Annotated in this window: 18 protein-coding genes; 10 read left to right on the forward strand and 8 right to left on the reverse strand. The window is 72.9% G+C overall.

Annotation, left to right across the window (positions count from 1 at the left end):
• Window positions 1-3: 3 nt before the first annotated feature.
• Window positions 4-1,257, reverse strand: coding sequence for a glycoside hydrolase family 18 protein (locus ACFC51_RS18430; protein WP_376529617.1), 1,254 nt, complete (start codon window positions 1,255-1,257; stop codon window positions 4-6).
• A 347-nt stretch (window positions 1,258-1,604) separates the two neighbouring features.
• Here ACFC51_RS18430 and ACFC51_RS18435 point away from each other — a divergent pair, with 347 nt between their 5' ends.
• Window positions 1,605-2,777: an acyl-CoA dehydrogenase family protein gene (locus ACFC51_RS18435; protein ID WP_376376801.1), complete on the forward strand. Its 1,173-nt coding sequence runs from the start codon at window positions 1,605-1,607 to the stop codon at window positions 2,775-2,777.
• A gap of 386 nt (window positions 2,778-3,163) precedes the next feature.
• On the opposite strand, the gene ACFC51_RS18440 is transcribed toward ACFC51_RS18435, so the two are convergent.
• On the reverse strand, window positions 3,164-3,574 hold the full coding sequence (locus ACFC51_RS18440) for a hypothetical protein (RefSeq protein ID WP_376529620.1): 411 nt from the start codon (window positions 3,572-3,574) through the stop codon (window positions 3,164-3,166).
• Window positions 3,575-3,776: 202 nt separating this feature from the next.
• On the opposite strand from ACFC51_RS18440, the gene ACFC51_RS18445 reads away from it, so the two are divergent.
• The 4 genes from ACFC51_RS18445 to fxsA all read left to right on the forward strand — a co-directional run bounded on the left by ACFC51_RS18445 (window position 3,777) and on the right by fxsA (window position 7,916).
• On the forward strand, window positions 3,777-4,217 hold the full coding sequence (locus ACFC51_RS18445) for an Lrp/AsnC family transcriptional regulator (protein WP_329226512.1): 441 nt from the start codon (window positions 3,777-3,779) through the stop codon (window positions 4,215-4,217).
• Window positions 4,218-4,285: 68 nt separating this feature from the next.
• Window positions 4,286-5,926 carry an amidohydrolase gene (locus tag ACFC51_RS18450; RefSeq protein ID WP_376529622.1) on the forward strand — a complete coding sequence of 547 codons (1,641 nt, stop codon included), beginning with the start codon at window positions 4,286-4,288 and terminating at the stop codon, window positions 5,924-5,926.
• A gap of 537 nt (window positions 5,927-6,463) precedes the next feature.
• Window positions 6,464-7,234, forward strand: a complete 771-nt coding sequence (locus tag ACFC51_RS18455) for a polyprenol monophosphomannose synthase (RefSeq protein WP_376376795.1) — start codon at window positions 6,464-6,466, stop codon at window positions 7,232-7,234.
• A 79-nt stretch (window positions 7,235-7,313) separates the two neighbouring features.
• Complete coding sequence (gene fxsA, locus ACFC51_RS18460) at window positions 7,314-7,916, forward strand: FxsA family membrane protein (protein ID WP_376376793.1); 603 nt, start codon at window positions 7,314-7,316, stop codon at window positions 7,914-7,916.
• A 165-nt stretch (window positions 7,917-8,081) separates the two neighbouring features.
• Here the strand turns inward: fxsA and ACFC51_RS18465 are convergent, their stop codons facing one another.
• From ACFC51_RS18465 to ACFC51_RS18480, 4 genes are all read right to left on the reverse strand, one after another.
• Window positions 8,082-8,456, reverse strand: coding sequence for an RNA polymerase-binding protein RbpA (locus ACFC51_RS18465; protein WP_078598328.1), 375 nt, complete (start codon window positions 8,454-8,456; stop codon window positions 8,082-8,084).
• A gap of 264 nt (window positions 8,457-8,720) precedes the next feature.
• Entirely contained in the window at window positions 8,721-10,085 is a 1,365-nt protein-coding gene (locus tag ACFC51_RS18470) for an MFS transporter (protein WP_376377576.1), read from the reverse strand.
• Window positions 10,086-10,131: 46 nt separating this feature from the next.
• On the reverse strand, window positions 10,132-10,905 hold the full coding sequence (locus ACFC51_RS18475) for a glycerophosphodiester phosphodiesterase family protein (RefSeq protein WP_376529625.1): 774 nt from the start codon (window positions 10,903-10,905) through the stop codon (window positions 10,132-10,134).
• The gene (locus ACFC51_RS18480) at window positions 10,902-11,570 is read right to left on the reverse strand and encodes a YitT family protein (RefSeq protein WP_376377580.1); all 669 of its coding nucleotides are present in this window, start codon (window positions 11,568-11,570) and stop codon (window positions 10,902-10,904) included. Before ACFC51_RS18480 ends, ACFC51_RS18475 begins: the two co-directional genes overlap by 4 nt.
• Window positions 11,571-11,671: 101 nt before the next feature.
• Between ACFC51_RS18480 and ACFC51_RS18485 the strand changes: the two genes are divergently transcribed.
• Window positions 11,672-13,171 (forward strand): PLP-dependent aminotransferase family protein, encoded by a 1,500-nt coding sequence (locus tag ACFC51_RS18485; protein WP_376529628.1) that lies wholly within the window; start codon window positions 11,672-11,674, stop codon window positions 13,169-13,171.
• Window positions 13,172-13,214: 43 nt separating this feature from the next.
• On the opposite strand, the gene ACFC51_RS18490 is transcribed toward ACFC51_RS18485, so the two are convergent.
• The gene (locus ACFC51_RS18490; RefSeq protein WP_376529630.1) at window positions 13,215-14,816 is read right to left on the reverse strand and encodes a hypothetical protein; all 1,602 of its coding nucleotides are present in this window, start codon (window positions 14,814-14,816) and stop codon (window positions 13,215-13,217) included.
• 37 nt (window positions 14,817-14,853) lie between these two features.
• Entirely contained in the window at window positions 14,854-15,048 is a 195-nt protein-coding gene (locus ACFC51_RS18495) for a hypothetical protein (RefSeq protein WP_056787333.1), read from the reverse strand.
• Between the two features lie 325 nt (window positions 15,049-15,373).
• On the opposite strand from ACFC51_RS18495, the gene ACFC51_RS18500 reads away from it, so the two are divergent.
• The 4 genes from ACFC51_RS18500 (at window position 15,374) to ACFC51_RS18515 (ending at window position 19,841) form a co-directional block, all read left to right on the forward strand.
• Window positions 15,374-15,766, forward strand: coding sequence for an ankyrin repeat domain-containing protein (locus ACFC51_RS18500; protein WP_376529631.1), 393 nt, complete (start codon window positions 15,374-15,376; stop codon window positions 15,764-15,766).
• 242 nt (window positions 15,767-16,008) lie between these two features.
• The gene (locus ACFC51_RS18505; protein WP_376529633.1) at window positions 16,009-17,427 is read left to right on the forward strand and encodes a HEAT repeat domain-containing protein; all 1,419 of its coding nucleotides are present in this window, start codon (window positions 16,009-16,011) and stop codon (window positions 17,425-17,427) included.
• A 120-nt stretch (window positions 17,428-17,547) separates the two neighbouring features.
• On the forward strand, window positions 17,548-18,678 hold the full coding sequence (locus ACFC51_RS18510) for a glycosyltransferase family 4 protein (RefSeq protein WP_376377590.1): 1,131 nt from the start codon (window positions 17,548-17,550) through the stop codon (window positions 18,676-18,678).
• Window positions 18,675-19,841 carry a glycosyltransferase gene (locus tag ACFC51_RS18515; RefSeq protein ID WP_376529635.1) on the forward strand — a complete coding sequence of 389 codons (1,167 nt, stop codon included), beginning with the start codon at window positions 18,675-18,677 and terminating at the stop codon, window positions 19,839-19,841. Before ACFC51_RS18510 ends, ACFC51_RS18515 begins: the two co-directional genes overlap by 4 nt.
• Window positions 19,842-19,910: the final 69 nt, after the last annotated feature.

Genomic DNA, 19,910 nt, shown 5'->3' on the forward strand with positions numbered 1-19,910 from the left:
GGGCTAGTTGATGGCCTTGATGAGCTCACCGTTCGCGGTGTCGCCGCTGAGCTCCCAGAAGAAGGTGCCACCCAGGCCCTGCTGGTTCTTGTACTCCATCTTGGTGCCGATGGTGGCCGGGGTGTCGTAGCTCCACCAGTTGGTGCCGCAGTGGGCGTACGCGGTACCGGCGACCGTGCCGGTGGCCGGGCAGCTGTCCTTGAGGATCTTGTAGTCCTCGATGCCGGCCTCGTACTTCCCCGCGGCCGCTCCGGTCGCCGTGCCGCCGGGCTCGTCCTGCGTGACGCCCGTCCAGCCGCGGCCGTAGAAACCGATGCCGAGCAGGAGCTTCGAGGCGGGAACGCCCTGCGCCTTGAGGTTGCTGATGGCCGCGTCGCTGTCGAAGCCCTCCTTGGGAATGCCCGTGTAGGAGGTCAGCGGGGAGTGCGGGGCCGTCGGGCCCTTGGCCTCCCAGGCGCCGAAGAAGTCGTACGTCATCGGGTTGTACCAGTCGACGTACTGCGCCGCGCCGCCGTAGTCGACCGCGTCGAGCTTGCCGCCCTCCGAGGCGTCCGCGGTGATCGCGGAGGTGACCAGGTTGTCCGCACCGAACTTCGACCGGAGTGCGGAGAGCACGTCCCCGTAGGCGTCACGACCGCTGGTGTCACAGGTCAGCCCGCACGCGTTGGGGTACTCCCAGTCGATGTCGATGCCGTCGAAGACGTCGGCCCAGCGAGGGTCCTCCACCAGGCTGTAGCAGGAGTCGGCGAAGGCGGCCGGGTTCTTCGCCGCCTCGCCGAAGCCGCCGGACCAGGTCCAGCCGCCGAACGACCAGATGACCTTCAGGTCGGGGTGCAGCTTCTTCAGCTTGCGCAACTGATTGAAGTTGCCCCGCAGTTCCTGGTCCCAGGTGTCCGCGACCCCGTCGACCGACTGATCGGCGGTGTAGGCCTTCTCGTAGTCGGCGTAACTGTCGCCGATGGTGCACTTGCCGCCCTGGACGTTCCCGAAGGCGTAGTTGATGTGGGTGAGCTTGTCCGCGGAACCCGAGGTCTCGATGTTCTTGACGTGGTAATTGCGGTCGTAGACACCCCAGTTGGTGAAGTATCCGACCACCTTGCTGCCGGCGGCGGTGGGGGTGGCCTCGGCGGCGGCCGTGGGGGCCGCGCCTGCCGACGACGTCCCGGCGACGCCGAGAAGGGCTGCGCCGAGCGCAGCGGTGCACAGGGTCGCGGCGAACGCCCGGAGGCGGGCGCGGGGACGGTCAAGTCCGGTCATGGTGGCTCCTCGTGGGGGAGGGCTTGGTGATGAGGCTGCCGCCGGGTCCGTGCTATTGACATGAACGCGGTGAGGCATTGGGCGAGACCGTAGATGGACTAGACCATTCAGGTCAATGGTTCGGACCAATTTCCCTGATCACGGAGTCCGCCGACCAGTGACGTGTGCGCTCCGATCGGGCATACTCGACGCGCCACAGCCGCTGGCCAGCGCCTCCCGTGATCCGGGAAGGCAGGATCGGCTGCGGAGCCGTAGATTTCCGGGCAACGCCCGGGACCGTCCGGCGGTGCCGCGCACACCCCGCGCGAGCGACCGCCGTCACGCCCGACAGGGAGGAGAGCGCCGTCATGTCCGACCGTGCCCCGCAGCCGGTGGAACGCCGTCTGCCCACCGAGGAGTCCCGGCAGCTCGTCGAGCTCGTACGCGACATCGTGTCGAAGGAAATCGCTCCCCGGACGGCCGAGGAGGAGGAAGCGGGAGTCTTCCCCCGCCCGGTCTTCACTCTGCTCTCCGAAGCGGGGCTGCTCGGACTGCCGTACGACTCGGCCCACGGCGGCGGCGACCAGCCGTACGAGGTCTACCTCCAGGTGCTCGAGGAGCTGGCCGCGGCCCGTCTCACCGTCGGCCTCGGGGTGAGCGTCCACTCGCTGGCCTGCCACGCGCTCGCCGGATACGGCACCGAGGAGCAACGGGCCGCACACCTCCCCGCGATGCTCTCCGGCGGCCTGCTCGGCGCCTACTGCCTCTCCGAGCCCTCCTCGGGCTCCGACGCCGCCTCGCTCCGCACGAAGGCCGTACGGGACGGCGAGGACTGGGTGCTCACGGGCACCAAGGCATGGATCACGCACGGCGGCGTCGCGGACTTCTACACGGTCCTGGCCCGGACCGGGGAGGACGGCCCGCGCGGGATCACCGCCTTCCTCGTCCCCGGCGACGCCGAGGGGCTCGAAGCGGCCGTGCCCGAGAAGAAGATGGGCATGAAGGGCTCGCCCACCGCCCAGCTGCACTTCGACGGGGTGCGGATCTCCGGCGACCGCCGGCTCGGCGAGGAGGGGCAGGGATTCGCCATCGCCCTCTCCGCACTCGACTCGGGGCGGCTGGGCATCGCGGCGTGTGCCGTCGGCGTCGCCCAGGCAGCCCTGGAAGAGGCGGTCCGATACGCCACCGACCGGCAGCAGTTCGGCCGCCCCGTCGCCGACTTCCAGGGGCTGCGCTTCATGCTCGCCGACATGGCCACCCGGATCGAGGCGGGCCGCGCGCTCTACCTGGAGGCGGCACGCCTCCGTGACGCCGGCCTGCCGTTCTCCCGCCAGGCGGCGATGGCGAAGCTGTTCTGCACCGACGCGGCCATGCAGGTGACCACCGACGCGGTCCAGGTGCTCGGCGGTTACGGCTACACCCTCGACTTCCCGGTCGAGCGGCTGATGCGCGAGGCCAAGGTGCTGCAGATCGTCGAGGGCACCAACCAGATCCAGCGCATGGTCATCGCCCGTCACCTCGCGGGTCCCGAGACGCGCTGATCCGGACGGGCCGGTCCGACCAGACCGGTGTCGTCATGATCCGGTTCCACTCCTGGTCCTGGCGGCCCGGCAGGGTCCGGCCCGTGCTCTCCCAATGGCCCAGCACGGCCCGGTAGATGGGCGTGTCCGTGAGGTGCGGCACGGCCTGCCCTGCGGGATCCCGGGGCGGTCCGGGCTGCGGAACCGATTCTCCGGACGGCGGAGCGGCGAGACGGCGGCGCACGGGCCCGGCCGTTGGATGCAGCGTGGTCATACAGGGCCAACGCCGCTGCCGGGTCCCCGGTCACTGTCCGGCCGATTCGCGCTCCCGTTCCTCCGGTACGCGCCACACTGCCGCGCCGGAGGCCACCGGCCACGACGGGCCCGTCGTGGCCCGGAGCGGGGCGTCAGGCGGCGTGCCGCTGCGTCTGCGGCACGTACCGCAGGGGGCGCGACCCCGGACCGCCGGCGTGCGAGAAGGGCTGCATCCGCCAGTCGAGCCCCTGGGGGAGCGTCAACAGCAGCGCCGTCTCCTGCTCCTGGGCCTCGAGCGACTCGTCGGCCGGGCGGGCACGGGAGGCGTCACGGCCGGTGCCGGGGCACACGGTGAGCACGAAGGGGTTCCACGGGGTGGGGCACAGTGCGTGCTCGGGGAGCACGTCCTCGTCCGCCAGCAGGGCGATCGGCTGGGCGCAGTCCGGGCAGACCACCCGGTACATCTCGAGTGTGTCGTACGCGTCGGGAACGGCGTCCTCGTCCTGGTCGGCGTATGCGCCGGACTCCGCATCGATACGTCCGGTGAGCTTCAGGCTCTGCATGGATCTTTCCCCCCTCGGGTGGGCCGACATGGCGCCACGGCCTCGGCCACAGCAAGCACTTCCCGCGGGAAGTCGGCTGTAACCGCGTGGTCGTCGGCTACCCACCCGTAAACTTGTGGCATTCGTCACATGCCCCTCGAACGTGCCCTTCCGGGGGTCCTGCGGCTGTGCCTGGAGGGACCCGGGGCATAGGTTGATCCGCATGGAGGAGCTGGACCGTCAGATTGTGGAGTTGCTCGTCAAGGACGGGCGGATGAGCTACACCGACCTGGGCAAGGCCACCGGCCTGTCCACCTCGGCCGTTCATCAGCGTGTCCGCCGGCTGGAGCAGCGCGGGGTGATCCGGGGCTACGCCGCGGTCGTCGACCCCGAGGCCGTCGGCCTGCCCCTCACCGCGTTCATCTCGGTGAAACCCTTCGACCCCAGCGCCCCCGACGACATCGCCGAGCGGCTCGCCGGTGTGCCGGAGCTGGAGGCGTGCCACAGCGTCGCGGGCGACGAGAACTACATCCTCAAGGTCCGGTGTGCCAGCCCGCTGGAGCTGGAGCACCTGCTCACCCGCATCCGGACGCTGGCCGGCGTCTCCACGCGCACGACCGTCGTCCTCTCCACGCCCTACGAGGCGCGGCCGCCCCGTATCTGAGGCGCCCCGCCCGGCGTGGCGGAGGGGGCGGGGGAGGAACCGGTTCCGGCAGGCGGGAGACTGGTCCCATGACCGAGAGCACCGCCCCCCAGAGCGAACACCGCACCGTGCTGCTGCGCGGTGGAGACGTCCACAGCCCCGCCGATCCGTTCGCCACCGCGATGGTCGTCGAGCGGGGGCATGTGGCCTGGGTGGGCTCGGAGGGGGCGGCCGACGCCTTCGCGAGCGGTGTCGACGAGGTGATCGACCTGGAAGGGGCCCTGGTCACCCCGGCCTTCACCGACTCGCACGTCCACACCACGTCGACCGGGCTCGCCCTCACCGGGCTGGACCTCTCCGGTGCCCGCACGCTCGCCGACGCCCTCGCGCTCGTCCGTGCGTTCGTGAACGGCCGCAGCGCGGACGGGGTCGTCCTCGGCCATGGATGGGACGCGGCCCGCTGGCCCGAGCAGCGGCCACCGTCGCGCGGCGAACTCGACGAGGCGGCCGGCGGCAGAGCCGTCTACCTGCCCCGCGTCGACGTGCACTCCGCCGTGGTGACCACCGCCCTCCTGGACCTCGTCCCGGGCGTGACCACGCTGGCCGGCTACCACCCCGACGCCCCCCTGACCGGTGACGCCCACCACGCGGTGCGGGCGGCCGCCCACGGTGCCGTCACGCCCCGGCAGCGGGCACAGGCGCAGCGCGCCGCCCTGGACCACGCCGCCTCGCTCGGCATCGGCACGGTGCACGAGTGCGCGGGCCCTGAGATCTCGGACGAGGAGGACTTCGCCGGCCTCCTGGAGCTCGCCGCCGAGCAGCCCGGCCCCCGGGTCTTCGGCTACTGGGCCGAGCACATCGGCGACGCGAAGGGAGCCGCCAGGATCCGTGAGCTCGGCGCCGTCGGGGCGGCCGGTGACCTGTTCGTCGACGGCTCCCTCGGCTCGCACACCGCCCTCCTCCACGAGCCCTACGCCGACGCCCCGCACACCGGCACCGGGCGGCTCGATGCTGCCGGGATCGCCGCTCATGTGACGGCGTGCACCGAGGCGGGACTCCAGGCCGGTTTCCACGCCATCGGCGACGCGGCGGTCTCCGCCGTGGTGGCGGGCGTCCGCGCCGCCTCCGAGACCCTCGGGCTCGCACGGATCCGGGCCGCGCGGCACCGGGTGGAACACGCGGAGATGCTCACGCCCGAGACCGTCGCGGCCTTCGCCGAACTCGGCCTCACCGCCTCGGTGCAGCCGGCCTTCGACGCCGCCTGGGGCGGCCCCGACGGCATGTACGCCCGGCGTCTGGGCGCGGAGCGCGCCGCGACCCTCAACCCGTACGCGGCGCTGCTGCGCGCCGGTGTGCCCCTCGCCTTCGGCTCGGACAGCCCGGTCACCCCGCTGGACCCGTGGGGGACCGTCCGGGCTGCGGCCCACCACCGCACGCCCGGCCACCGGGTCTCCGTGCGCGCCGGTTTCGCCGCCCACACGAGGGGCGGCTGGCGGGCCGTCGGCCGCGACGACGGCGGTGTGCTCGTGCCGGGTGCCCCGGCCGACTACGCCGTCTGGCGCACCGGTGAACTCCTGGTCCAGGCCCCGGACGACCGGGTGGCGCGATGGTCCACGGATCCCCGTTCAGGCACCCCCGGCCTCCCCGACCTCACACCCGGAACCGAGCTTCCGGTCTGCCTGCGCACCGTGGTCTTCGGACAAACTGTCTACGTACGACCGAACGAGTGACGTCCGTGTATTCCGTACCGCCGATCGAAGGCGCGGGGACTCCGCCACGACCTGCGCGTCCTCCGCACTGACCTGGTGCTTTCGGGAGAAACCGCAGGTCGGAGGAGTATTGACAGAAAGCGCCCGGAGGCCGGTAGGTTCGGCCGGGTCCACCACTGGACGTCCGACCGGTCAAACCTCCACGCAGTCGTCGAACGCCGCTGGGTCATGGGGTGGTGTGCCGCACCGGCGCACCACCACTGACAGCCAGGTTCAGCGCCCGCGCCTCGGGGGCGAGGGAAGGTTTCGTCCGGACGGCAGGTGCGACCCGGGTGGGGCCCGGAGGTTCAGTAGACAACGGCTCTCGGTCGACCCGCAGCCAGCGGGTCCCAGGTCGGCCCGAAGGACGCCGGGCCCCGATCCGCAGTGCGGCGGTCCTTCTGTCCGCAGTTCCACGCTTCTGTCCGCGCCGCACACGCCGCCCCGCCACCGCGTCGGAGTCCGGCCCTGTCGCGCTGGATATGGTGTGCACCTGCGTACGGACTTTAAGGGGCAGTAGTGAACGACGGCGGCGGTCAGAGGCAGTTCGGCCCGCTCGGCAGAGTCTTGGTGATCATTCCGACCTACAACGAGGCCGAGAACGTCAAGCTCATCGTCGCGCGTGTACGTGCCGCCGTTCCGGAAGCGGAGATCCTCGTCGCCGACGACAACAGCCCGGACGGCACCGGCAAGGTCGCCGACGAGCTCGCGGCCGGCGACAGCCATGTGCACGTCCTGCACCGCAAGGGCAAGGAGGGCCTGGGCGCCGCCTATCTGGCGGGCTTCCGCTGGGGCTCGGAGCACGGCTACGGCGTCCTGGTGGAGATGGACGCGGACGGCTCCCACCAGCCCGAGGAACTGCCCCGGCTCCTCACCGCGCTGAAGGGCGCCGACCTGGTCCTCGGCTCGCGCTGGGTTCCCGGCGGCCGGGTCGTCAACTGGCCCAGGCACCGCGAGATGATCTCGCGCGGCGGCAGCCTCTACTCCCGGATGCTCCTGGGTCTCTCGGTGCGGGACGTCACCGGCGGCTACCGGGCCTTCCGTACGGAGACGCTGGACGGACTCGGCCTCGACGAGGTCGCCTCGCAGGGCTACTGCTTCCAGGTCGACCTGGCCCGACGGGCCGTCGAGGCGGGCTACCACGTCGTCGAGGTGCCGATCACCTTCATGGAGCGGGAGATCGGCGACTCCAAGATGAGCCGCGACATCCTCGTCGAGGCCCTGTGGAGGGTCACCGGCTGGGGCATCACCGGCCGCGCCAACAAGGTTCTGGGGCGCAAGGCCCCCTGACCGTCCCGCCGGGGCCGGCCGGCTGCCTCATGATCACCCCCTTACGCCGCATGCACGCCCGTACAGGCACACTGGGGGCATGACGACCGGCACTCCGCCTCCGAACCGTCCACGGCGCTCACGCGCCCGTACCCTCCTGCCGCTGGGCATCGCCGCCTGGCTGGTGCTGGAGATCTGGCTGCTGACGCTCGTGGCCGGTGCGTCGAACGGCTTCACCGTGCTGCTGATCCTGGTCGCCGGTGCCGTGCTCGGCGCCGCGGTGATCAAGCGCGCGGGCCGCCGCGCCTTCCGCAACCTCACCGAGACCCTGCAGCAGATGCCGGGGCAGCCCGGCGCCCCCGCCACCCCGCCGCAGACGGCCCCCGCCGGCAGCCGGGGCAACGGCTTCCTGATGCTGGGCGGTCTGCTCCTGATGATCCCCGGCATGATCTCCGACGTGGCCGGACTCCTGCTCCTGCTGCCTCCGGTCCGCTCGGTGCTCCGCCGCTCCACGGAACGCTCCCTGGAGCGCCGGATGAGGCAGTCGGCGCCCGGCGGCCTCTCGGACGCCTTCCAGCAGGCCCGGATCCACCGGCCGGACGGCAAGGTGGTCCAGGGTGAGGTCATCCGTGAGGACGGCACTCCGGGGCGGCCCCGCCCCGACGACGGCCCGTCCGCCGGCCGCCCGCCGCTGATCCCCTGAGAACTGACGGCCCGGGAACGCGACGCGGCCCCGGCCCTCCCGGACACGGAGGGGCCGGGGCCGCGTCGTCGTCACCCGGACGGCGCTCGTACGCGAAGAGCCGCGGGCCGCGACACATGTGCTGTGTCGCGGCCCGCGGCTCTTGATCTCTGCGGTGGTACGCGGTCAGGCAGACTTCCTGCTGTCACGCGGGTGCACAGCGATGTTCATGGCGCCGGAGCGCAGGACCGCCAGCCTCTCGGCCAGCACCTCCTCCAGCTCCTCGCGGGTACGCCGCTCCATGAGCATGTCCCAGTGCGTACGCGCGGGCTTGCCCTTCTTCTCCTCGGGGCCATCCCCGTCCACCAGGAGTGCCGTGGCGCCGCACGCCTTGCACTCCCACTCCGCCGGAATTTCCGCCTCTACCGAGAACGGCATCTCAAATCGATGTCCGTTCGGGCATGCGTACTCCACCGCCTGGCGCGGGGCCAGATCGATGCCGCGGTCCGTCTCGTAGCTGGTAACCACGAGTCGCGTACCGCGGAGAGCTCGCTCACTCATGAATCGTGCCTCCCGGGCTTGTCGCCCACAGGACAGGTGTCGCTGTCGTCGTCATCCGGTCAACGTCCGGTCGGCGGTAAAGATTCCCGTCGCCGGTCATGCGTCGTCCGTCGTGCCGCTGCTTGGTCTGGGTCTCCTACCCACCGGTGCCCGGTTTGCTACCTCTTGTCGAAGTTGTCACCCAACGGTTTGACTTCTTCGGTTCGCAGTAACGGTCCTCCGGGCACACCAAAGGCGTACACTACCGGCCTTTCACTTCGACGTCTAAATCCTGTCCGGCACGGGATTGCCCGCGGCGGCCACCGCGGTCCGCACGGGGACCCTCGCCAGCAGCACCGAACCGAGCGCGAAGAAGAGCACCAGGGACAGGATCGCATCCCGGTAGCTGCCGGTGAGCTGATAGCCCAGACCGAAGACCAGCGGCCCCAGCCAGCTGAGCCCCCGGTCGCTCATCTCGTACGCGGAGAAGTACTCGGCCTCCTTCCCGCGCGGCACCAGGTGCGAGAACAGCGACCGCGAGAGGGCCTGGCTCCCGCCCATCACCAGCCCGATCGCGGCCGCCAGGGTGTAGAAGAACACCGGCGCGTCGGCCGGCAGCACGTACGCCGCGGCGAGGATGAGCGTCCAGACGGCGAGCGAGGCGAGAATCGTCCGCTTCGCCCCGTACACCCGGGCGAGTCGCCCCATCCCCAGGGCCCCCGCCACCGCGAGCACCTGGACGAGCAGCACCGCCGTGATCAACGTCGTCTGGTCGAGGCCGAGCTCCTCGGAGCCGTACAGGGAGGCCTGGGAGATCACCGTCTGGATGCCGTCGTTGTAGACCAGATAGGCGAGCAGGAAGGCCAGGGTGAGCGGATGGCGGCGCATGTCGCGCAGCGTCGCCCGCAGCTGCCGCCATCCGGAGCCCACCGCCCCGTCACCGCCGGGCGTCACCCGCCGGTCCCGCAGCCGCCGCAGCGGTACGAGGGTGAAGGCCCCCCACCACACGCCGGCCGAAGCGATGCAGATCCGGACCGCGTCGGACTCGGACAGGCCGAAGGACGCGTGGCCCGTGTAGAGGACCAGATTCAGGACGAGGACGAGGGCGCCCGAGGTGTATCCGAAGGCCCAGCCGCGCGAGGAGACCGCGTCCCGTTCCTCCGGGCCCGCGATCTGCGGCAGATAGGCGTTGTACAGGGCCATCGACACGGAGATCGACGCGTTCGCCACGATCAGCAGGAAGGCGCCCAGCAGATAGCGGTCGCCCTCCAGGAAGAACATGCAGGCCGTGGCCGTCGCCCCCGTGTAGGCCGCCGCCGCGAGGAGCGGCTTCTTGCGCCCGGTACGGTCCGCCGCCGCGCCCGCGACCGGCATGACGACCACCGCCACGACGATGGACACCGACACCGCGTACGCGAAGAGCGAGCCGGCCCGCACGGGTATGCCCAGCGGATGCACGAACCCGTCCGCGTCGGCGGCCGCCTTCGCCACGGACGTCAGATAGGGGCCGAGGAAGACCGTGAGGACGGTGGTGGAGTAGACGGAGCACGCGAAGTCGTAGAAGTACCAGCCGCGCTGCTCCCGCCTGCGTTCGGCGGCCCCGTCCGGCCGTCCGGGCGGATCCGCCTTCTCTGCGGTACCGGTGCTCACGCCGCGCCCCCTCGTTCGTCCCGTGCCGACGCGGCGGGTCCCGGCGTCAGGTCCAGGCCCCCCGCTCGCTCAGCACCGTGCGCAGCGTCTCGATGTGATCGGTCATGATGCCATCCACCCCGAGGTCCAGGAGTGCGGCCATCCGATCGGGTTCGTTCACCGTCCAGACATGGACCTGGAGGCCGCGCGCGTGCGCCGTGCGCACGAAGGCCCGGTCGACGACACGGATGCCGCTCTGGCTCTCCGGGACCTGCGCGCAGACCGCGCCCGCCCGGAGCGCGGCCGGTATGCCGAAGGAGCGCAGGCGCAGGGCGAGCACCCCGCGCACCCCGTAGGAGGTGGCCAGGCGGGGGCCCGCGAGGCGGTGTGCCCTGGCCACCCGCGCCTCCGAGAACGAGCCCACGCACACCCGGTCCCAGGCGCCGGTCCTGCGGATCAGTCCGATGAGCGGGGCGAGCGCGCGCTCCGCCTTGATGTCCACGTTCCAGCGGGCGTCCGGGAACTCCTCCAGCAGCTCCTCGAAGAGCGGCAGCGGTTCGATGCCCGCCACCCGCGCCCGGCTCACCTCGCTCCACGGCAGTTCGGCTATCCGGCCGCGCGCGTCCGTCACCCGGTCCAGTGTCGGGTCGTGGAAGGCGACCAGACGGCCGTCGGCCGTGGTGTGCACGTCGGTCTCGAAGTAGCGGTAGCCGGCGTCGGCCGCGCGCCGGAACGCGGCCGCGGTGTTCTCCGCCCCGCCCGCCGCCCCGCCCCGGTGGGCGAAGGGGATCGTCGAGGGATGGTCCAGATAGGGGTGGCGCCCCGGAGTCGCTGCGTTCACCGCGGAAGTATCGCCCCTCGGGGTGTCCGGCCGGCAACGGGCACCGTGCGGGCCTCGGGCGCGGAGAGGTCGAAGAAGCGCAGGAAGAACTGGGCGAGCGGCCCGATGGCCAGGGCGTAGAGGACCGTGCCGGCGCCCAGCGACCCGCCGAGCAGGAAGCCGGTCAGGACCACGGCGACCTCGATCGCCGTACGCACCAGCCGGATGGAACGGCCGGTGAGCCGGTTCAGGCCCGTCATCAGGCCGTCGCGCGGCCCCGGGCCGAAGCGCGCGGAGATGTACAGGCCGGTGGCGACGCCGTTGAGCACGATGCCCGCGGCCATCAGCGGGATCCGTGCGCCGAGGCCGTGCACGTCAGGGACGAGGGCGAGCGTGCCGTCCATCGCGATGCCCACCGCGAAGACGTTGGAGACGGTGCCGAGCCCCGGGCGCTGCCTGAGGGGGATCCACAGGAGCAGGACGACCGCGCCGACGATGATCGAGACGACGCCGATGGAGATGCCGGTCCGCTCGGAGAGCCCTTGATGGAGCACCCCCCAGGGCTCGAGCCCCAGCCCCGCGCGGACCAGGAGCGCCGAACTGGCTCCGTACAGGGCGAGGCCCACGTACAGATGGGTCAGCCGCCGGGTGAGCCGGGTGCCGCTCCGGGCGGTGATGTCGGACAAGTGGTGCCCCCTGTGTGGTGATAGTGGACTGCTGCATGTCACTCTGTGGCGGGGGATTGGCTTCCAACTACGGCCAATCCGAGGAAGGTGGACTGATTTACATGGCGCAGTGGACTTCGACCGTCGGCGCGGCGCAGCTCGCCCGTCAGCTCCAGGGCCAGCAGGCGCGTCCGCTCCCGCCGGGAGTCCGCAAGCCTCCCGCCTACCGCGCCCTCGCCGACGGTGTGCGCCTCCTCGTCCTGGAGGGCCGGGTGCCGGTCGCCGCCCGCCTGCCCGCCGAGCGGGAGCTCGCGCTCGCCCTCTCCCTCAGCCGGACCACCGTCGCCGCCGCGTACGAGGCGCTGCGGGCGGAAGGGTTCCTCGAGTCGCGCCGCGGGGCGGGCAGCTGGACCGCCGTCCCCGCGGGCAACCCGCTGCCCGCCCGCGGTCTCGAACCCCTGCCGCCCGAGTCGCTCGGCTCGATGATCGACCTGGGATGCGCCTCGCTGCCCGCCCCCGAGCCGTGGCTGACCCGGGCCGTCCAGGGGGCGCTGGAGGAGCTGCCACCGTACGCCCACACCCATGGCGACTACCCGGCCGGCCTGCCCGCGCTGCGGCAGATGATCGCGGACCGCTACACCGGGCACGGCATCCCCACGATGCCCGAGCAGATCATGGTCACCACGGGGGCGATGGGCGCGATCGACGCCATCTGCCACCTCTTCGCGGGACGCGGTGAGCGCATCGCCGTGGAGTCACCGAGCTACGCCAACATCCTCCAGCTCATGCGGGAGGCGGGCGCCCGGCTGGTGCCGGTGGCGATGGAGGAAGGGCTCGGCGGCTGGGACATGAACCGCTGGCGGCAGGTCCTGAGGGACGCCGCGCCGAGGCTGGCCTACGTCGTCGCGGACTTCCACAACCCCACCGGGGCGCTGGCCGACGAGCAGCAGCGCCGCGCCCTCGTCGAAGCTGCGCGGTCCGCGGGCACGGTCCTGGTCGTCGACGAGACGATGCACGAACTGCACCTGGACGCGGATGTCGAGATGCCGCGCAGGGTCTGCGCCTTCGATCCGGCGGGCAGCACCGTCCTGACCGTCGGATCGGCGAGCAAGGCCTTCTGGGCGGGCATGCGGATCGGATGGGTGCGGGCGGCGCCGGACGTCATCCGGAGCCTGGTCGCGGCCCGCGCCTACGCCGACATGGGGACACCGGTGCTGGAACAGCTCGCCATCAACTGGCTGCTGCGGATGGGCGGCTGGGAGCAGGCCGTCGCGGTGCGGCGCAGGCAGGCGAGGGAGAACAGGGACGACCTGGTGCAGGCGCTGCGCAGGGAGCTGCCGGAGTGGGAGTTCGGGGTTCCGCGCGGCGGTCTCACCCTCTGGGTCCGCACCGGCGGACTCTCCGGCTCGCGGCTGGCCGTGGCGGGCGAGCGGGTCGGCGTACGCGTCCCGTCGGGGCCCCGGTTCGGGGTCGACGGGGCGTTCGAGGGGTATGTGCGGCTGCCCTTCACCGTGGGCGGCCCGGTGGCCGACGAGGCGGCGCTGCGGCTGGCCGCCGCCGCCGACCTGGTGGGTTCCGGGGCGAGCGCGGGAGCGGAGGCGCCCCGGACCTTCGTGGCCTGAGGCGCCAGCGCCCCGGTCCGCCGTCCGGGCGGCGGACCCGGGGTCACCCCTCCGCGGTGGCCGGAGCCCCGATCAGCCGGTCGCCGTGCGCGGACAGGGGTGCGACGCCCGCCTCCGGCGCGGCCTGCTCCACGACCGGCGCGCCACCGGGCAGCAGGTCGAGCACCGACTGGCGGTGCGCCTCGCTCGTGGCCTCGTCGAAGGGGTCGGGTGTGGCCGGCACCTGGAGCCGCAGCACCTCCCCGGCGCCGAGCCGGGTGTAGCCGCGGCCGGGCGGGACGTCCTGGGTGGGTGTGGTGTGCGGCCGGGTGCCCAGGACCGACTCGATCTGCTCCCGGTCCGCCGGGCCGAGGACGACCCGCGCCCTGGTGTGGGTCCGTACGGTCTCGGTGAGGGCGTCCAGACTGTCGAACTGGTCCGCCACCACGACCGTCACGCCGGCGGCGCGGCCGTGCCGCAGTGGTACCTGGAGCAGTTCCTGCGGGTCCTGCCGGCCGTCGGCGGCCGCCAGGTGACCCAGCGCGCTCGGGCGGTCCAGCAGGATCCAGAGGGGGCGCTTGATGTCCTCGGGCTCGGGGTGCCCGGCCTGGCGGGCCCGGTTCGCGGCGATGAGGCGCCGCTCGGTCTCGTGCGCGGCCCATTCGAGCGTGGCGAGCGCGCCGGCCAGCCCGCACTCCACGGCCAGTACGCCGTCGCGGCCGGCCAGGAAGCCGTACTCGCCGGTGCCGCCGCCCTCCACGACGAGGACGTCGCCGTGCTGGAGGGCTTGCAGGGCGAGGGAGCGCATCAGTGTCGTGGTGCCGCTGCCGGGGTGCCCGGCGACCAGCAGATGGGGTTCCGTCGAACGGGCGCCGGTCCGCCAGATCACCGGAGAGGCGTCACGCGTCGTGTCGCCGTCCTGGACCGGGACGGTGCGGCGGACCGCGTCGGCGTCGGTGAAGCCGAGCACGGTCTCGCCGGGCGCGGTGACGAAGCGCTGGGCGGCGATGGTCGTGGGGAGGGCGGCGAGCACGGTCATGAGGAGGTGGTTGCCCTCCTCGTCCCACGCGAAGTGGTACTCGCGGCCCCGGCCGGACTTGGCGTGGAGCACCTGTTCGACCCGGTCCCGGGACGCGGGGTCGCCGTCGGTGAAGTAGGCCGGGTAGTCCACCTGGAGCCGGGTGAGGCGGCCGTCGCCGTCGAAGACGTACGACGTGCCGAAGGCCTTCTCCCAGTCGCCTCCGTGGGAGAAGAGCGGACCCGGGTCGTCGGTCACGGAGAAGTGCGGCACCAGCGCCTCGTACAGTGCCCGGAGCCGTGCGGTCTCCGCCTCGTCCGGGCCGGTCTTGGCGGGGGTGCGGTCGCGCCCCCGCCAAGCGGCGGCGCCCATCACCGAGACGAGGGCCAGCAGGGGCCCGTAGGGGATGAGCGCCAGCGCCAGTACGCAGGCCGCGACGAGGAACAGCACGTGCCCGCGCCGGTCCTTGGGCGTCACGGCCCACTTCTGCCGCCCCGCTCCCACCAGCAGCCGCAGCCCACGGGTGACCGTGATCAGCGGGTGGAGGACGTCGGTGGCGTTGTCGGCGGCCGTGCGCGCGAACTCCCGGCTGCGGGTGATCGAGGCGCTGCCGCCCTTGAGGATGCGGGGGAGTGGTCGCCTGGCCACGTCGGTCTCCTGAAGAGGTGGGAGCGGTTTCGGAGCGTCAGAACTTGATTCCGCCGAGCATGCTGGCGAGGCTCGCCCCGCCGGCCGTGATGCTCGGGGCGATGGCGGTGCCGGCCAGGTAGAAGCCGAACAGCGCGCAGATGAGGCCGTGGGAGGCCTTGAGTCCGTCCTTCTTGAAGAACAGGAAGGCGATGATGCCGAGCAGGACCACGCCGGAGATGGAGAGGATCATGAGCGGTTCTCCTGGTTGATGGGGACAGTCACCATGAGTACTTCCAGGATCACAAGATGTACCTATACGATAAAAGGTGCAACTGAGTGAATAGCGATCCATTTCACTCGACCGGTGGGCGAAAATGCCTTGCCCGGGAGTTCCTTGAGCCCCTCCGGCCCCGTTCCCGCCGGAGAGCGGCGTCCTCGGCGTGATCTTCCGCCGCGGCCGGGCAGGCTGACGACTGCCCCGGAGCAGTACCCTGTCGATTCACTCGTACGGCCCTCCCGCCGTACCCCCACCAGGTCGGGAACGGCCACAACGGCAATGGAAGGCGGTCCGTCCGATGAGCGAAACCCCCGATCCCGAGGTGGTCGAGCTGGCGACCAAGGTCTTCGACCTCGCCCGCCGGGGCGAGAGCGACGCCCTCGCCGCCTACGTCGACGCGGGAGTCCCCGCGAACCTCACCAACGACCGGGGCGACTCGCTGCTGATGCTCGCCGCCTACCACGGGCACGCGCCGGCCGTCGTCGCTCTCGCGGGCCGCGGTGCCGACCCGGACCGGGCCAACGACCGCGGACAGACCCCCCTGGCCGGGGCCGTCTTCAAGGGGGAGCGCGACGTGATCGACGCGCTGCTCGCCGCAGGGGCCGATCCGGCCGCCGGGACACCGTCCGCGGTGGACACCGCGCGCATGTTCGGCAAGGACGACCTGCTGGAACTCTTCGGTGCGCGCTGAGACGCGGCCCGGGCCGCCGGCCGGCCGGTGCGTCGTAAATGTGGTCGCGTCGGCGAAATGGCTGGGTCATCATGACGTCGCGGGTCCGATCCGGACCACCGACGAGAGGCAGAGGAAGATGAGCACCAGGCAGAAGACGGCGGTCGGCCGATCATGTTGCTGCGCGGCCTAGGGGATGTCACCCCGGCACATGGAACAGCACAGTCCCGGTTGCGTCGACAGCTTGATGTGAGGCTTTCCCCATGTTCGATCCGTTCATAGCGCCGAGCGGCACCCTGCTCGGCCTGCTGCAGAGGGGCCGCGGAGACGGCACGCTCCACGCGCTGGCCGCCCCCCGCCCCGAGGCCCTCGCGGCTCTCCACCACTGCGTCCTGAGCGATCCGCGCCACGACTGGCAGGTCGAGAACCGCTCCCTCTACTACGCGCGCCTGTACCTCGATCTCGACGGCGGCACCGAGGAGATCGAACGCCACCTGTGGGACCCCGAGGACCACCTCGACACCGACGACTCACGCACGGGCCTCGCGCTCTCCGTGCTCGGACACCTCGCCTCCTACGGACGCGACGACGCCCTCGCACTCCTGCGCCGCTACGCCGCGACCGGGGCCAACTGGGCGTGGGCGCTCGACGAGCTGGCCCTGCGCGACGACGACGCAGGGCTGCGCTCCCTCGCCGAGCCGGTGCTCGCCCGGTTCCCCGCCGACGCCGAGGGCTCCGCCGGCCTGGCGGCCGCCGTGCGTGACGCCTTCGAGCCCCGGCCCTGGCGGCTCTGGGCCGACGACCCGCGCGAAGCTGTGGGCGGCCGTGTCAGGGCGGCGACGGAGCAGGGCTCCTTCGACCGCTGGCAGCGCCAGATGCGGCCGGGCGGACCACGGCCGGGCTGGAGCGTCCAGGCCGTCTTCGACTGGGCCCAGGAGGGCCTGGAGCGCGGCAGCGCGCTCCACGTCCCCGCGGCACGCTGCCTCTCGGCCGTCGCCGGGGCCGAGGACCGCCCCCTGATCGTCGAGGCGGCCCGCAGCGGCTCCGAGGGCGCGCGCTGCGCCGCCCTCCACTATCTGGCGGAGGCCGGCGACCCAGCCGTGCTCGACCTCGTCGAACAGGCTGCGGCCGGCCCGTCCCGCACCGTCGCCGACGCGGCCGTGGCCGCCTTCGAGCGCATGTGCGGAGAGGCGGCCGTCGACCGTGCCCGGCGCTGGGCGCACCGGCCCGACACCCTCGGAGCCTCGGCGTCCGGGGTGCTGGCCTGCCGCGGATCCGTCCAGGACGCGCCGCTCGTCCTCGCCGCCCTGCGTGAGGCGGTCCGGGGCGAGGGCCCCGACGCCCCGCGCCTGTGGACCCTCGTCGACGGCACGGGCCGCCTCGGCATCGCCTGCGCCGCACCCGTCCTGCGCCACGTCTACCGGGAGACGTCCTCCTCGCACCTGCGGGGCAGGGCCGCCCAGGCGCTGGCCGCCACCGACCCGTCCTTCGCCAGCGGATTCGCCGTCGAATGCCTCTGGGACTGCGAGGAGACCACCCGGGAACTGGCCGCGCACCATGCCGAGACCGGTGACATCAGGGTCGCCGAACGGCTGAGGCGGCTCGCCGCCGACCCTGCCGAGGAGGCCGAGGTCCAGACCGCGGTCCGCAGCAGGATCGGACCGGACGCGCCCGCCGTCTGAGCCGGCGCCCCGGGGGCCCGGATGCCGCGCCGGGGGGCGCGGCGCAAACGCCATGGGACGTTTCCCGGGCGGAAAGATCCACGTCGGCCAAGGCACGTCCGGCGCGGCGACAACACCCGTATGCGTGTCGTCATCGTCACCGAATCCTTCCCGCCCGATGTCAACGGTGTGGCCCACTGCACCCTGCAGACCGCCCGGCACCTCGTCGCCCGCGGTCACCAGCCGCTCGTCATAGCCCCGGCCGGGGCGACGGGCTCCACCGACTCCTCGCACACGGACGACCCCTGTCCGGTGGTGCGCGTCCCCTCGCTCCCCCTCCCCGGCTACCCGCAGGTCCGCGTGGCGCTCCCCGGCCGGAGGCTCGCCGCCGCACTCACCGGTCACCGCGCCGAACTCGTCCACCTGGCCGGACCGTTCGTCCTCGGCGTGCGCGGAATGGCGGTCGCCGCCCGGCTGGGACTGCCCGCCGTGGCCGTCTACCAGACCGACCTGGCCGGCTATGCCCGCACCTATCTGGGCACCGGGGAGGGTGCCGCCTGGCGCCGCCTGCGCGCCGTGCACGACGCGGCGGACCTGACCCTCGCACCCTCGTCCGCGGCCTCGCGCGACCTCATCGACCACGGTGTACGGCGCGTGCGCCTGTGGCCGCGCGGAGTGGACACCGTGCGATTCCGTCCCGGCCTGCGGGACGAGGCACTTCGCCGGGCCCTCGCCCCGGGCGGGGAGAAGATCGTCGGCTACGCCGGCCGGCTCGCACCCGAGAAGCACGTCGAACTCCTCGCCCGGGCCTGCACGCTGCCGGGGGTGCGCGTCGTGGTCGTCGGCGACGGACCGAGCGAGCCCTCGCTCCGTGCGGCGCTCCCCGGCGCCGTCTTCCTGGGGCGGCGCACGGGGACGGACCTCGCGCGCTTCTTCGCCTCGCTGGACGTCTTCGTGCACACGGGGCCGTACGAGACCTTCTGCCAGACCGTGCAGGAGGCCATGGCCTCCGGGGTCCCGGTGGTGGCCCCGGCCGCCGGCGGCCCCCTCGACCTCGTCGCCCACGGGCGCACCGGGCTCCTGGTACCGCCCCACGACGCGCAGGCCGTACGCGACGCGGTCGCCGCACTCGTCGCGGACCCCGCGCGCGCCGAAGCGTTCGGGAGGGCCGCGCGGGCCGCGGTCGAGGGCCGTACCTGGGAAGCGGTCGGCGACCAGCTCCTGGGCCACTACGACAAGGTCCTGCGCGGCCGGACGGCGGTGGCCGCATGAACGGGCACGCCCCCGGCGCCTTCAGGATCGTGCGGCTGGCGAACTTCGTGACCCCTGCCTCCGGCGGACTGCGCACCGCGCTGGACGAGCTGGGGCGCGGCTATCGGGCGGCGGGCCACGAGCCGGTGCTGGTCGTCCCCGGAGCCACCGCGAGCGACGTGCACACCCCGCAGGGCAGAGTCCTCACGCTGCCGGGTCCGGAGCTGCCGGGCACCGGCGGCTACCGGGTGCTGGCCCACCGCGGACGGCTCCGGCGCCTCCTGGAGGACCTGCGCCCCGACCGTCTGGAGGTGTCCGACCGGACCACGCTGCGATGGACGGGGGAATGGGCCCGGCGCGCCCGGGTCCCCGCCGTCATGGTGTCCCACGAGACGGCCGACGGGGTGCTCCGCACCTGGGGCGTCCCCCCGGGCGCGGCGCGACGGACCGCCGACCAGCTCAACGCGCGCAGCGCCCACGCCTACACCCGCGTCGTCTGCACCACCGAGTGGGCCGAGCGCGAGTTCCTGCGCATCGGCGTGCGCAACGTGGTGCGGGCGCCGCTCGGGGTCGACCTGAGGCAGTTCCGTCCGGGGCTGCGCAGCACGGAACTGCGCGCGCACCATCTGCGCGGCGAGGACGTGCTGCTGCTGCTCGGCTCGCGGCTCTCCGTGGAGAAGCGGCCCGGCCGGGCGCTCGACGCCCTGGCGGTGCTGCGGCGCCTGGGCGTGCGCGCGTCCCTCGTGGTGGCGGGTGACGGTCCGCTGCGCGCGGAGCTGGAGCGCAGGGCACGGGCGGAGCGGCTGCCCGCCGAATTCCTGGGCCACGTACGCGACCGCGCGCGGCTGGCCCGTCTCCAGGCCGGCGCCGACCTGTGCCTCGCACCGGGGCCGGCGGAGACCTTCGGGCTGTCGGCCCTGGAGGCCCTCGCCTGCGGCACCCCGGTGGTGGCGAGCTCCGCGTCCGCCCTGCCGGAGGTGATCGGCTCGGCCGGGCTCGCCGCCGCCGACACCGGCCCGGCGTTCGCGGCCGCACTCCAGGAGCTGCTCGCCAGGCCGGAAGGGGAGCGCAGGGCCGCGGCACGGGCACGGGCCTCGCTCTTCGGCTGGGACCGCTCGGTGGCGGCGTTCCTGGGCGCCCACGACGTGCCGCGGCGGCACGGCGCCCTGGAGGTGCGGCGGTGAGCGGGGCGACGGCGCCGCGCGTGCCGGCCCCCGCGCCCGCCCGCGGCGCGCTGGCCGGCGTGACGGCGC

Origin of the sequence: Streptomyces sp. NPDC055962, from assembly GCF_042270185.1 — a bacterium.
GTDB lineage: Bacteria > Actinomycetota > Actinomycetes > Streptomycetales > Streptomycetaceae > Streptomyces.

Excerpts from the sequence above, each read along its gene's own strand:
- ACFC51_RS18430 (WP_376529617.1), bottom strand. The coding sequence starts at position 1,257 with ATGACCGGACTTGACCGTCCCCGCGCCCGCCTCCGGGCGTTCGCCGCG.
- ACFC51_RS18435 (WP_376376801.1), top strand. The coding sequence starts at position 1,605 with ATGTCCGACCGTGCCCCGCAGCCGGTGGAACGCCGTCTGCCCACCGAG.
- ACFC51_RS18440 (WP_376529620.1), bottom strand. The coding sequence starts at position 3,574 with ATGCAGAGCCTGAAGCTCACCGGACGTATCGATGCGGAGTCCGGCGCA.
- ACFC51_RS18445 (WP_329226512.1), top strand. The coding sequence starts at position 3,777 with ATGGAGGAGCTGGACCGTCAGATTGTGGAGTTGCTCGTCAAGGACGGG.
- ACFC51_RS18450 (WP_376529622.1), top strand. The coding sequence starts at position 4,286 with ATGACCGAGAGCACCGCCCCCCAGAGCGAACACCGCACCGTGCTGCTG.
- fxsA (WP_376376793.1), top strand. The coding sequence starts at position 7,314 with ATGACGACCGGCACTCCGCCTCCGAACCGTCCACGGCGCTCACGCGCC.
- ACFC51_RS18465 (WP_078598328.1), bottom strand. The coding sequence starts at position 8,456 with ATGAGTGAGCGAGCTCTCCGCGGTACGCGACTCGTGGTTACCAGCTAC.
- ACFC51_RS18485 (WP_376529628.1), top strand. The coding sequence starts at position 11,672 with ATGGCGCAGTGGACTTCGACCGTCGGCGCGGCGCAGCTCGCCCGTCAG.
- ACFC51_RS18495 (WP_056787333.1), bottom strand. The coding sequence starts at position 15,048 with ATGATCCTCTCCATCTCCGGCGTGGTCCTGCTCGGCATCATCGCCTTC.
- ACFC51_RS18500 (WP_376529631.1), top strand. The coding sequence starts at position 15,374 with ATGAGCGAAACCCCCGATCCCGAGGTGGTCGAGCTGGCGACCAAGGTC.
- ACFC51_RS18505 (WP_376529633.1), top strand. The coding sequence starts at position 16,009 with ATGTTCGATCCGTTCATAGCGCCGAGCGGCACCCTGCTCGGCCTGCTG.
- ACFC51_RS18510 (WP_376377590.1), top strand. The coding sequence starts at position 17,548 with ATGCGTGTCGTCATCGTCACCGAATCCTTCCCGCCCGATGTCAACGGT.
- ACFC51_RS18515 (WP_376529635.1), top strand. The coding sequence starts at position 18,675 with ATGAACGGGCACGCCCCCGGCGCCTTCAGGATCGTGCGGCTGGCGAAC.